Raw genomic sequence first — 13,813 nt, 5'->3', positions numbered from 1 at the left:
TCGTTATAGTGACTTATCTACGTGTTTAGAATCTAAAAAATTCTTTACATCGTATACAATTGATTTTTCTTTTTTAAGGTCTGTAAAATCCAAACTAAGAAATTCTTTGTGTGCCACCACTAAGATAACAGCATCAAATTTCTTTTTTGGTAAAACAACGCTAGACGCTAACTGATACTCTCTTTCAACCTCCTTTGAATTTGCATGAGGGTCAAAAATAGTTACGTTTGCTCCATACTCTTTTAATTCATAAATAAGATCTACAGCTTTTGTGTTTCTAACATCCGGACAGTTCTCTTTAAAAGTGATTCCTAAAACTAAAACCTCAGCTCCTTTTACCTCAATATCTCTCTGAATCATCAATTTAGCAACCTCAGACGCTACATATCTACCCATTCCATCATTGACTCTTCTACCTGCCAAAATAATTTCTGGATGATAACCATATTCTTGTGCTTTTTGAGCTAAATAATAAGGATCTACACCAATACAATGCCCACCAACTAAACCTGGTTTAAAAGGTAAAAAATTCCATTTTGTACCTGCAGCTTCTAAAACATCTTGTGTATTGATATCCATCAACCCAAAAATCTTAGCCAATTCATTTACAAAAGCAATATTAATATCTCTCTGAGAATTTTCAATCACTTTTGCTGCTTCTGCAACTTTAATTGAAGGCGCTAAATGTGTACCTGCTGTAATTACAGACGCATATAAATCATTTACTTTTTCACCTACTTCTTTCGTAGATCCAGAAGTAACTTTTAATATTTTTTCTACAGTGTGTTTTTTATCACCCGGATTTATTCTTTCCGGAGAATATCCTACAAAAAAATCTTTATTAAAAACTAAACCAGAAACTCTTTCTAAAATAGGCACACAGTCTTCTTCTGTTGCCCCAGGATAGACCGTAGATTCATAAATTACAATATCTCCTTTTTTAATAACACTCCCAACGGTTTCACTTGCTTTTATTAAAGGAGTTAAAACAGGTCTGTTATTTTTATCTACTGGCGTAGGAACCGTAACTACAAAATAATTACAATCCTTTAAATCTTCTAATTTTGATGTAAAAAATAACCCTACATCATTTTTGTTTTCTTTAAGTACAACTTTATCTAAAAGTTCTTTAGAAATCTCTCTAGTAACATCTTTACCTTGCCCAAGTTCTTCTATTCTAGTTTGATTGATATCAAAACCAACAACAGAAAATTTTGTTGCAAAAAGTCTCGCTAATGGTAAGCCAACATAGCCTAAACCAATAATACCTATTTTAATTTTACTCATTTATTTAAGTTTTCCCAATACCAATCTATCGATTCTTTTAAACCTTCTTTTAAAGAGAATTTTGGGTTGTAATTTAATAATTTCTTAGCTTTTGATATATCTGCGTGAGAATGTGGAATATCTCCAATTCTATTAGGTCCAAAGACCACTTCTACATCCTTTATTTTTGGATTATAATTCGATAAAAACTCTTTTAAAGAATCACATAAATCAATTAAAGTATTTCTATCTCCAAATGCAACATTATAAATTTCATTAGCCGCTTCTTTATCTGCAATTAAACTCAGTAAGTTTGCCTGAATAACGTTGTCTATATATGTGAAATCTCTAGAAAAAGAACCATCTCCATTGATAACCGGAGATTCTAAACTCATAAACTGATTTACAAACTTAGGTATTACCGCCGCATACGCTCCATTAGCGTCTTGCTTTCTTCCAAAAACATTAAAATATCTTAACCCAATTGTTTCTAAGCCATATGTTTTACCAAAAACATCTGCATACAACTCATTTACATATTTGGTAACTGCGTAAGGTGATAACGGCTTCCCAATAACACCTTCTACTTTTGGCAACGATTCTGAATCTCCATACGTAGATGAACTCGCCGCAAAAACAAATCTTTTTACATTGTTATCTCTTGCTGCTACTAACATATTTAAAAACCCAGAAACATTCACATCATTTGTAGTAATAGGATCTTTTATGGACCTTGGAACAGACCCCAAAGCTGCTTGATGTAAAATATAATCTACACCAGAAGCTGCCAACATACAATCTTCTAGATTTCTTATATCTCCTTCAATTAATGAAAAGTTTAAGTTTTCTTTAAGAGAAGCGATGTTTTCTCTTTTTCCTGTAGAAAAATTATCTAAACAGATTACCGTATTATTTTTTTCAAGTAAAGCCTCGCACAGATTAGAACCAATAAAACCAGCACCTCCTGTAACAAGTATCTTTTTCCCTGACAACTTAATATCCATTAACAAATGTTTTAGCTATTTTTTTTAAAAGAAACAAATATAATAAAAGAATCATGGCTCAACACAAAAAAGTTGTAATTAGGAATGTCTATTGAAAATTCAAATCTATTACACACTAAATAAAACAAACAATTTTACTTGCAACCAACATTATCAAATTTAAAATTAGAATACAACTATTTAAGACAACTTATATGTTAAGTTATCTTAAATAATTTAAACAAATATCAGTTAAAATATTAGCCTTTAAATTTCATGGCTAAATGAACCACTTTTTTGGTTTCATAAAAATCTTCATCAAAATAATCTGGTAAATTATAAATCGTTGCAGAGGTGTATAATTTTAATTCTTCAGTTAAATCACCACCTTTTAAGTATAAATTCCGTTTTAAAACCGTGGTTTATTTTAAATAGAATACATTTTTATTTGATTTTAAAGTATCTTCGTTATTGTGTTGTTTTTTACTAAACATAACGTTGCTGTACATTTAAATACAAAAAAAACACCTATCATTTTGAGAAGGATACTTTTACTTATAGTTTTATCTCTTGTTTTTGCGTGTTCTTCAAAAAAAGAAACACTCATAAATTATACAAATTCGCAAATAGAATATTCGGGCAGAATAGACTCTTCAAAAACGAAAGCAGCAGAACTATATTGGTCAGGAACTTCCATAAAATTTAATTTTGAAGGCGAATCTATATCAGCATTGCTTAAAAATGAAAAAGGAGATAATTATTACAATATTATAATTGATAATGATAGCCTCTTTATTTTACGTCCAGATACAATTAAACGTTATTATAAACTTGCATCAAAATTACCGAAAGGAAAACATACCCTTGAAATTTTTAAAAGAACTGAATGGAATAGAGGTAAAACTTCTTTTTACGGTTTCAAATTAGAAGGAAATTCAAAAGTACTAAAGAAGCCTATAAGTAAAAAAAGAAAAATAGAATTTTACGGAAACTCTATAACTGCTGGATATGCAGTTGAAGATTTATCTGGAAAAGATTCTCCAGACAGTACTTACACTAACAATTATTTAAGTTATGCTGCCATTACTGCCAGACACTTTGATGCAAAATATCAATGTATCTGTAAAAGTGGAATTGGAATAACAGTTAGTTGGTTTCCACTAATAATGCCAGAAATGTATGATCGATTAATACCTAAAGACCCAAATAGCAAATGGAATTTCTCTCTTTATACTCCGGATGTAGTTGTGATTAACTTATTACAAAATGATTCTTGGTTAGTAAATATGCCAGAAAACGATGAGTTTAAAGCTAGGTTTGGCACTAAACCTCCAAATGAAAAATATATTATAAATGCATACCAACAATTTGTATCTAAAATAAGAAAACATTATCCTAGAGCCAATATTATCTGCACACTAGGATCTATGGATGCAAGTAAAAAAGGCTCTAAATGGATTAAATATATTAGAAAAGCAGTTGATCATTTAAATGATACTGCAATTTACACACACGTTATGCCATATAAAAAAAGTGTTGGTCATCCATCTATAGAAGAACAAGAATTAATGGCAAAAAGTTTAATTAATTTTATTAAAGAAAATATAGATTGGTAGATAATACCTACCCTTTAAATTTCATCCCCAAATGAACCACTTTTTTGGTTTCATAAAAATCTTCATCAAAATAATCTGGTAAATTATAAATTGTTGCAGAGGTGTATAATTTTAATTCCTCTGTTAAATCGCCTCCTTTTAAGTATAAAATTCCGTTTTTTAAATCGTGATTTTGCTTTTTAGAAATTCTACCTTTAGTCCAACCTACAAAAGTTTCCATTTGAGCAACCGCTCTACTTACAATAAAATCATAAGTATCCTTTACTTCTTCTACTCTACCATTTGTAGTTTTTACGTTTTCTAAACCTAACCCTGCTACAACTTCGTTTACTACTTTTATCTTTTTACCTATAGAGTCTACCAAATGAAACTGGGTTTCTGGAAACAAAATTGCTAATGGAATGCCTGGGAATCCTCCACCTGTTCCAACATCCATTACTTTAGAACCTGGTTTAAACTGTATTACTTTTGCTATAGCCAAAGAATGCAATACATGGCGCAAATACAATTCGTCTATATCTTTTCTAGAAACAACGTTTATTTTTAAATTCCAATCTTGGTATAATTCTTGAAGTTTAGAGAACTGATCAATTTGAGTTGCCGTTAGGTCTTTAAAGTATTTGAGTATAATTTCCATCAATAAATTTATTTATATTGCAAAAATAGCCATTTGAATTGGAACAATTCTTAACAATAACTGACGTTTATCATAAAAAGCTATTTCAAAAAGCATATTTTTGTAAATTATTTAAAACAGTACATGAAAACAATAAATTTTTCGAGAGTAGATAAAGCTAAATTCTTTAGAACTCTTAATAAAAGAGTAAATACATATTTTAAAGAAAATGAATTAAAAAGAACAGGAAACTGGAAATTGTATACAAAAGCAATTATTATGTTTTCTCTTTTCTTAGTCCCATTTATTTTAATCCTAACCGTTTCCATGCCGCAATGGGTAATGGCACTTTTAATGGTGGTTACAGGAATAGGAATGGCTGGTGTTGGTATGAATGTAATGCACGATGCCAATCACGATTCTTTTTCTAAGAGAAAATGGGTTAATAAATTAATGGGAAGCAGTATTTATATCCTTGCAGGTAATGTTTATAATTGGAAAGTACAACACAACGTTTTACACCATACATTTACAAACGTAGAAGGACATGATGAAGATATTGATGCAGGTAGAATTATTCGTTTTTCTCAGCATTCTAAATGGTTACCAATTCATAAAATTCAAAAATATTATTCAATATTTTTATATGGCTTATTAACCATTAACTGGGCTATTACTACAGATATTAAGCAAATGCATCGTTATTTAAAACGCAAATTATCTTATGGAGAGTTTCCAAACCCTGCTACAGAATGGACCAAATTAATAATTTCTAAAATTGCGTATTATTCTCTTTGGATTCTTTTGCCTCTACTGGTACTAGATGTAGCTTGGTGGAAAATTTTAATAGGCTTTTTTGTCATGCATTATACAGCAGGTATGATTTTAAGTTTGGTTTTTCAATTGGCACACATTGTACCTAATACAGAAATGCCAATTCCAGACAAAGAAGGAAATTTAGAACACACTTGGGCAGTCCATCAATTATACACTACATCTAACTTTGCGCCTAGTAATTGGTTGGTAAACTTCTATACAGGTGGATTAAATCATCAAGTTGAACATCATATTTTTCCGCATATTTCTCATGTACATTATGATAAATTAGCTAAAATTGTAAAAGAAACCGCCAAGGAATTTAATTTGCCATATAACGAATACGAAACCATGCGTAAAGCAGTTATAGAACATTTTAGACATTTGGGAGTTTTGGGTAATAACCCTGAAATAGCATAAGTAGAACAACAACAACTAACAGTAAAATGAAAAATCCATTATCGGACAGAATTAACAGTTTACCTGTCTCTCAAACTTTAGCAATGGCTGCTAAAGCGAGAGAACTAAGAGCAGAAGGAAAAGATATTATTGGTTTAAGTTTGGGAGAACCAGATTTTAATACGCCAGATTTTATTAAAGACGCTGCTATTGAAGCTATCAATCAAAATTATAATTCGTATTCTCCAGTAGATGGATACGCAGATTTAAAAGAAGCTATTTGCACCAAGTTTAAACGAGACAATGATTTAGAGTATAAACCAAGTCAAATTGTGGTTTCTACCGGAGCAAAACAATCTATAGCAAACATTGCTCAAGTATTATTAAACCCAGGAGACGAAGTGTTATTACCAGCTCCTTATTGGGTAAGTTACTCTGCAATTGCAATATTATGCGAAGCAACGTATGTAGAAATTCCTTCTTCTATAGAGAATGATTTTAAAATCACTCCAGAACAATTAGAAGCTTCTATTACGCCTAAAACAAAAATGATTTTCTTTAACTCGCCAAACAACCCAAGTGGAACTATTTATAGTGAAGCAGAATACAGAGCGTTGGCTGCAGTTTTAGAAAAACACCCACAGATTTTTATCTTATCAGATGAAATCTATGAACATATCAATTACGAAACAAAACCATTTAGTTTTGCAGCAATTGAAAGCATGTACGACAGAACCATTACCGTAAACGGTTTGGCAAAAGCATTTGCTATGACAGGTTGGAGAATTGGTTATATAGGTGCTCCAGAATGGATTGCTAAAGCTTGTACAAAAATGCAAGGTCAAATTACTTCTGGTACAAACTGTATTGCGCAAAGAGCTGCAATTACAGCAGTCTTAGCACCAGTTTCTAAAATTCAATATATGGTAGACGAATTTAAAACTCGTAGAGATATCATTATTGACTTGTTAAGAGAAATTGATGGTTTTAAAGTAAATGTACCTGAAGGTGCTTTTTACGTTTTCCCAGATGTTTCTGCATTTTTTGGTAAAACCATTAATGGAGTAAAAATTGAAAACGCAAGTGATTTTGCTTTGTTTATTCTAGAAAAAGCGAATGTTGCTACAGTAACTGGTGATGCTTTTGGTACACCAAACTGTATTAGAATTTCTTACGCAGCATCAGAATTACAAATTAGAGAAGCAATTAAAAGAATTAAAGAAGCATTAAGCTAAACTTTAAATCTTATTAAATATTAAAAATCCATTCTTTTTTAGATGGATTTTTTTTGTTCTAATAACACCTTATTAAGAAAATAATAGTAGAATTTCTTTTATGATATAAAGCCGAAAGACTTTCTATTTTATAAAAAAGTAAATGAAATCAACGAATACTTTAAGCTAATAATTTTACAGCCTAAAAGGTACAATACTAATTAAAATAATAAAACCACGCCTATATAAATTAGACATGGCTTTAAGAAAATTTGGGGGACCATTAGGGGGTTATATCTTTGCTTTTTTTGTTAAATCTTGTTCTTATACTTCAAAGATATTATTAATATTACTTAAAAAACTACATATCAGACCATTAACACATAACTATAGATAAAAAGCTAATTTAACCCGATAAGCGTTTTTTTAAACTAAAAAAAATGTTTTTAGCATACTGACTTTAAGCACATTAATAAAAGAACAACTTATAGTTAAGATACTTTACGGATTAAAAAAGACTACTCTTCTTACTTTGTCCTTTACATCATTAAGTAACAATGATTATAAAAACACAAGCTTGCAAGCATACCTGAAAGTAATTATAGCTTTACTTTCTACCCTTCATTGATAATTTAAAACCAATATTTAGTTTTAAACACAGATGAAGCCTTCTCTAAAAAAAAAAACAAAACAAAAACACGAATCATAACACCGAAAGCGTATATCAGAATGAATCAATTTAAAAAAATGTCCGGTAATTAATTCTTAATTACCGGACATTTAAATAGATAAAAAGTACAATCAATTTAATTTACAACTAATTTAATTGTTTTATACTTTCTAAAATCATTTCTAATTTGCACAAAATAAATACCCGATTTTAATCCTTCTCTTAACATAGATATACTATTATTTCCTATCGTAGTATTTTCTTCCATTTTTCTAACCAAAGCACCTGTTACATTATATACTTCAATTTTTGAGGTTGCATTTGTTTCTGAATAAAAACTTAATTCGGCATTATAACTCATTGGATTTGGCATTAATATCGCTTCATTTTCTGCAATAACATCTGTATTTACTCCAAGTGATTTTTGTGTAAACTGTATGTCTTTTAAGTTCATTTCTTTCTCTAAAACAGTTGTTCCATCAGAAGACATTGTAAAAGTAATATTTATAGCATCTGTTAAATTAATATTACCGCCTGCTGCAGAAACAAAATGCGCCAAAGGAATTGCATAATGCGTTTCTGTTTCATTTAACTTTATAGTGGTTCTAAATTGATTTTCCCACGCATCAATACCTTCTTTTAAAATCGTAATTTCTAAATCACCTGTTCCGCTTGCATCTAACTCAAACGTATCAAACTCAGATAAATCTACAGCGGTACTTCTTGGTGTAAACGATCTAAATGCAGAAACATACGAGTTTGTAGTTGCTTTTAAAGAAATATTTCTTTCTACTCTATAACCACTACCAGCATAAATATTATCATTTTGGGTAATTACAAATTCGTTAACAGTGGTTCCTGCAGGAGAATCGTCTTTTCCCCAAACACCATCCGACATAAATAAATCATCTGGAGTTAAATTATATTCATTTTCAATTCTAAAACCGATGTCAAAGATGTTTCCAGTTTCAATAACTAGAGTTTCAATATAATTACCAGTTAAATCGATTGTATTATTAAAATATTCTGTTGTAGAAGTTTCTGTTCTTTTAAAACCTGCATCTATAACTACACTTTTACTTCTTCTAATATTAATCAACTCTAATTCTAAAGTACCGTTTACATATTCTCCTTTTTTAACAAATACAGGTGGTGGTGTTGATGTAACATAATCTGAAATAGGCTTTTGTATTTCAAATAAAGCCAAAGCCTCTTCTCCTAAAGTTAACAAATCATCTACACTATTTGTCCAGATTTGAAAGTTATAGTAAGTAGCGTCTGCTTCATATTTATCAATATTCCAATGACTATCTATTTCAAAATTTACATCATCATTAATCAATCTTCCAGAAAAACTTAAAACAAATTCTTTTGATCCGTTGCTATTCTTTATAATTGATTTAATAAAATGCACCCCTTCTTTTTCTTCTCCTTCTTCACCTTCTTCAATCTCTTCTTGAAACAACTCTATAGTAGAAACAGACAATAATTCTGCTCCTAATAATCGATCACAAATAAACTTAGTGTGCTCATATACACCGTTTTCTGTTTTTGTCGCTAAAACAACTGCCACTGTTTCTCCATCTTTTACATAATCTACAGAATACAATTCTGTTGCGTTGGTTATTGCTATTAAATCTGACGGAGAAGACTCTACAGTTGTAGTTCCAGGAATAACATCTAAAGGAATTAAATCTTTTAATTCAAAATTGGTACTTTTTGATGCAGACTTTTTATAACTCTTAGTTTTTATAACTCTTTTAGCCTTTGATTTATCAAACTTATAGTTTCCTTTTTTTCTTAAATAGTTTCTTTGGTTTATTTGCTGAGAAAGACGATCGTTACTTTCTAAACCGCCATCATTTCCACTAGAAACTTGTGGAGCAAGTATAGGACACGCTGCTACCCCAGAACAAGCCGGATCATCACAATCTACCAAACCATCTCCATCATCATCAACTCCATTTGCACAATCTTCTTGCGGTACTGGTGCTGTAGGACATCTTGCTCCATCATTAGAACTACTAGAAGGTCCGTAAGCAAAAAGGTTAGAATCTAGAGTACTTCCTGGTTGTAATGTTTGTACGCTTTGAATTACATACACCGTTCCTGTTTGATTAGCAGAAACATAAAAACGTCCTGATGCATCAAAATAAACGGCTCCATACGTATAACTTAAACCTGCTAAAATAGGAACTTCTCCTAAATCTATAACTTCACCTGTAACCGCATTTACTCTATACAATATGTTGGTGTTTTTTTCTACGGTATACAAAAAACCATCTACGGCATTAAAAGCCCAATCGTGTACAGAAATATTTTTAGATAATGTATTGGTGCTTACATACTTTGTGTAAGTAGCAGATTCTGGATTTAAATCTATTTTAAAAAAACTGGTTCCACCACCTTTTAAATAGTAAATTCCTTCCGAACTAACATCTCCAACATATCTATTAGAACTCGGCAACTCATCAATATAAAACGTTTCTACATTAAAATTTTTACCAATTCTTACAATTGTTTTTGCAGGAGAACTTAATGAGCCCCAGATGTAGCCATCCGCAGGATTATATCCTACCGCGTTAACCGACCCTTCTGTAATATCTTCTCTTACAAGATAAGAGCTTCCTGAAGCTAAATCTAAAGCATAAATATCATTTCTTTGAAACAAGTATGCATTATAATCACAATTAAAGGGTTCATTTTGTGCACTTATAGACATGCTTAAAATAACCACTAAAAAGAATAAAACTCTGGCAATTGAGGGATGTAATTGTTTTATCATAATTCGTATTTTTATGTAAAGGTATTAAGATACAACTTTTTAACATCACAAACTAAGACTATTAACTTAAAAGTGTAGATGAATTGGTGTTTTAAAATGACGAATTCATTTTACATAAAAAACAAAAAAGCCACACCTATAAAGGGTGTGGCTGTAAATCTATAAAAGGGTATTTTATATAGTGATTAATCTACATTATCATGTAAAAATGAATTGTTCGATTTTAAACCAATTTCATCTGCATCTTGCTTAATAGATGTTTTTGTATTACTAATAGGACTATTTATATCTAAATTAACACCTAATCTTTTATATGCAGGTTGACGTTCAATTTCATCTATATTTTTGTTCATTTGATCATTGAACTTATAGTTGAAACCTTTCATTTTTTTGCGTCGTTCTTCGGCTCTCTTTTGCAATTCTGTAATTGTTAAATCTAAAGGAGAAACCTCTTCACTTTGCGTATCTATTTGATTAATTTCTACTTGTGGAGTTCTCGTTTTTAATTCAAACTTAATTTCTTCTTCAACAACTTTTCTCTCTACAATTCCAGAACTTTTACCAATAGTTGGCTTTGCATCAAAATCTTCTAAAACATAACGTTTTTCTACTTCTTTTCTCTCAAAAACAACTTCTTCCTCTTCAAAAACCTCAATCTCATTTACCTTTGTATCCTTTACTTCTGCTTTTGGATTTAAAGGCAAATCAAATAACAAATTAGGTTGCATTGCTTTAGGCTCTTCAGTTACTTGTTTTTCTTGAACCGGAGTTACATCTGTAATAACAAAATCTTCTTCAGAAATAGTTTCTAATGGAATCTCATCATAAACAACAGACATATTTGCTATTTCATTAGTTGTTCTAACCAAGCTTGGTTTTGGCTCTACAACCTCTTCCTCTAATGTATGAACAATTTTTTGCTCTACATTATTTGTTAAAGGTTCGTTTAATGATGGTGCTTTTATAACTGTTTTTTCACTAAAATCGTACGTTGCTTTTTGTTCGTCTTCTAAAGTGTGTACAATTTTTTTAACTTCTGTATTGGTAATGGTACTTTGCTGATCTGCAGCAAAACCTGTTGCAACAATTGTTACAGCAATGGCATCTCCTAATTCTTCGTCTTCACCAATCCCCATAATAATGTTAGCGTCATAACCTGCTTCATCTTGGATATGATCATTGATTTCTCCAATCTCATCTAACGTTACTTCATTTGTACCCGATACAATTAACAACAACACGTTCTTTGCTCCTGTAATTTTATTATCGTTTAATAATGGGGAGTCTAAAGCTTTAACGATAGCCGTTTTAGCTCTCGTTTGCCCTTCTTCTTTTGCAGAACCCATAATTGCAGTTCCACTGTTAGAAAGTACCGTTTTAGCATCATGCAAGTCAATATTTTGCTTATAGTGATGCGTAATTACTTCTGCAATACCACGAGAAGCAGTAGATAATACCTCATCTGCTTTAGAAAAACCGGCTTTAAAACCAAGATTTCCATAAACTTCACGAAGTTTATTATTATTAATAACAATTAAAGAATCAACATTTTGGCGCAATTGATCGATTCCTGTTTGAGCTTGTTTAGAACGTCTTCTGCCTTCAAAAGCAAAAGGCATGGTAACAATACCTACAGTAAGGATATCCATATCCTTTGCTATTTTGGCTATTATTGGAGCGGCTCCTGTACCTGTACCTCCTCCCATACCAGCAGTAATAAACACCATTTTTGTTTGGGTATTTAACATTTGCTGTATTTCTTGCATGCTTTCTTTAGCAGCTTTCTCTCCAACTTCTGGATTTGCTCCTGCACCTAAACCAGATGTTAAGCTTACTCCTAATTGAATTTTATTAGGAACAGGGCTATTTTCTAAAGCCTGTGCATCTGTGTTACAAATTACAAAGTCTACTCCTTTAATCTGTTGCGTAAACATGTGGTTTACTGCGTTGCTACCACCACCACCAACACCAATTACTTTAATTGTGTTAGATTGCGTTTTAGGCATGTCAAATGAAATGTTATCGAATTCTGCGCTCATAATAACCGATATATTGTTTATTATTATTTTTTAATTTTTGTTCTCTCTTTTTTTCTTAATCTTACTCTGCGTTGTCTAAGAAATCTTTTAATCCTTCTGTAAACTTTTCAAAAAACGACTTCTTTTTTGGTTTTGGTGTTGGTTTTACCTCAACAACCGGTGGTTTTTCTTCTATTATTTGTTCTAGGCTTTCATCTACAACTTCCTCTATAACCTCTTCTACCACTTCTTTTTCTTCTTTGGCCTTTTGTTTTTCTAAGCCTTCCATCAATAATCCAACTGTTGTAGCAAAAGCTGGACTCGATAATATTTCATCGGACTCCCCTGCCAAATGCTCATTTGGATATCCAATTCTTGCATCCATGCCTGTTATGTATTCTACCAACTGACGTAAATGCTTTAATTGTGCACCTCCACCGGTTAATACAATTCCTGCAATTAATTTTCCTTTTGCAGTTTCATGTCCGTAATTTTTAATTTCTAAATACACATGCTCTATAATTTCTTGTACTCTTGCATGTATAATTTTCGATAAATTTTTAAGCGTAATTTCTTTTGGTTCTCTGCCTCTTAACCCAGGTATAGAAACTATTTCTGTTTCTTTATTTTCTCCTGGCCATGCAGAACCAAATTTTATTTTTAATAACTCTGCTTGTTTTTCTATAATAGAACAACCTTCTTTTATATCATCAGTAATTACGTTTCCGCCAAAAGGAATTACAGCTGTGTGTCTAATAATTCCGTCTTTAAAAATAGCCAAATCTGTTGTTCCACCACCTATATCAATCAACGCTACACCTGCTTCTTTTTCTTCTTGACTTAACACTGCAGAGGCAGATGCTAAAGGTTCTAATGTAATTTCACTTAAACCTAAACCTGCACTTTTAACACAACGTCCAATATTTCTAATGGATGAAACTTGCCCAACCACTACATGAAAATTAGCCTCTAAACGACCGCCATACATACCAATTGGTTCTTTAATGTCTGCTTGAGAATCTACTTTAAATTCTTGTGGTAATACATGAATAATTTCTTCTCCAGGTAACATTACCAATTTATGAACTTGATTTACTAAATCTTCAATATCGTTTTCATCAATTACTTCATCTGCATTATTTCTAGTGATATAATCACTATGATGTAAACTACGAATATGCTGACCAGCTATACCCACAACAACTTCTTCAATCTTAACACCAGAAACACTTTCTGCCTCTTCTACCGCTTGCTGAATAGATTGTATGGTTTGTGTAATGTTACTTACAACACCACGTTTTACACCTAAGCTTTTTGCTTTACCAATACCAATAACCTCAATCTTACCATATTCGTTCTTGCGACCAATCATTGCAGCGATTTTGGTTGTACCAATATCTAAACCAATTGCTATTTTATTGTTCTCCATT

Annotated in this window: 9 protein-coding genes and 1 pseudogene; 3 read left to right on the top strand and 7 right to left on the bottom strand. The window is 31.3% G+C overall.

Features of this window, described 5'->3' with window-relative positions; all coding sequences use genetic code 11:
• Window positions 1–3: 3 nt before the first annotated feature.
• The 3 genes and pseudogenes from WG951_RS14840 to WG951_RS14830 form a co-directional block, all read right to left on the bottom strand.
• Window positions 4–1,287: a nucleotide sugar dehydrogenase gene (locus WG951_RS14840; RefSeq protein ID WP_105047725.1), complete on the bottom strand. Its 1,284-nt coding sequence runs from the start codon at window positions 1,285–1,287 to the stop codon at window positions 4–6.
• Window positions 1,284–2,270 carry an SDR family oxidoreductase gene (locus WG951_RS14835; protein WP_105047724.1) on the bottom strand — a complete coding sequence of 329 codons (987 nt, stop codon included), beginning with the start codon at window positions 2,268–2,270 and terminating at the stop codon, window positions 1,284–1,286. Before WG951_RS14835 ends, WG951_RS14840 begins: the two co-directional genes overlap by 4 nt.
• A 239-nt stretch (window positions 2,271–2,509) precedes the next feature.
• Window positions 2,510–2,650, bottom strand: a pseudogene (locus tag WG951_RS14830) (16S rRNA (guanine(527)-N(7))-methyltransferase RsmG); the annotation flags it as partial.
• Between the two features lie 135 nt (window positions 2,651–2,785).
• On the opposite strand from WG951_RS14830, the gene WG951_RS14825 reads away from it, so the two are divergent.
• A complete protein-coding gene (locus WG951_RS14825; protein WP_105049323.1) occupies window positions 2,786–3,865 on the top strand; it encodes an SGNH/GDSL hydrolase family protein in 1,080 nt (359 codons plus the stop codon).
• Between the two features lie 7 nt (window positions 3,866–3,872).
• Here the strand turns inward: WG951_RS14825 and rsmG are convergent, their stop codons facing one another.
• Window positions 3,873–4,502 (bottom strand): 16S rRNA (guanine(527)-N(7))-methyltransferase RsmG, encoded by a 630-nt coding sequence (gene rsmG, locus WG951_RS14820; RefSeq protein ID WP_105047723.1) that lies wholly within the window; start codon window positions 4,500–4,502, stop codon window positions 3,873–3,875.
• A 123-nt stretch (window positions 4,503–4,625) separates the two neighbouring features.
• Here rsmG and WG951_RS14815 point away from each other — a divergent pair, with 123 nt between their 5' ends.
• On the top strand, window positions 4,626–5,717 hold the full coding sequence (locus tag WG951_RS14815; RefSeq protein ID WP_105047722.1) for a fatty acid desaturase family protein: 1,092 nt from the start codon (window positions 4,626–4,628) through the stop codon (window positions 5,715–5,717).
• 26 nt (window positions 5,718–5,743) lie between these two features.
• Entirely contained in the window at window positions 5,744–6,931 is a 1,188-nt protein-coding gene (locus WG951_RS14810) for a pyridoxal phosphate-dependent aminotransferase (RefSeq protein ID WP_211296688.1), read from the top strand.
• Between the two features lie 785 nt (window positions 6,932–7,716).
• Here the strand turns inward: WG951_RS14810 and WG951_RS14805 are convergent.
• The 3 genes from WG951_RS14805 to ftsA form a co-directional block, all read right to left on the bottom strand.
• Complete coding sequence (locus tag WG951_RS14805; protein WP_105047721.1) at window positions 7,717–10,365, bottom strand: T9SS type A sorting domain-containing protein; 2,649 nt, start codon at window positions 10,363–10,365, stop codon at window positions 7,717–7,719.
• Window positions 10,366–10,550: 185 nt separating this feature from the next.
• On the bottom strand, window positions 10,551–12,404 hold the full coding sequence (gene ftsZ / locus WG951_RS14800; RefSeq protein ID WP_105047720.1) for a cell division protein FtsZ: 1,854 nt from the start codon (window positions 12,402–12,404) through the stop codon (window positions 10,551–10,553).
• Window positions 12,405–12,465: 61 nt separating this feature from the next.
• Window positions 12,466–13,812, bottom strand: coding sequence for a cell division protein FtsA (ftsA, locus tag WG951_RS14795; RefSeq protein ID WP_105047719.1), 1,347 nt, complete (start codon window positions 13,810–13,812; stop codon window positions 12,466–12,468).
• Window position 13,813 lies beyond the last annotated feature (1 nt).

Origin of the sequence: Polaribacter butkevichii, assembly GCF_038024105.1 — a bacterium.
Taxonomy (GTDB): Bacteria; Bacteroidota; Bacteroidia; order Flavobacteriales; family Flavobacteriaceae; genus Polaribacter; species Polaribacter butkevichii.
This window is presented reverse-complemented; position numbering and strand designations above follow the sequence as displayed.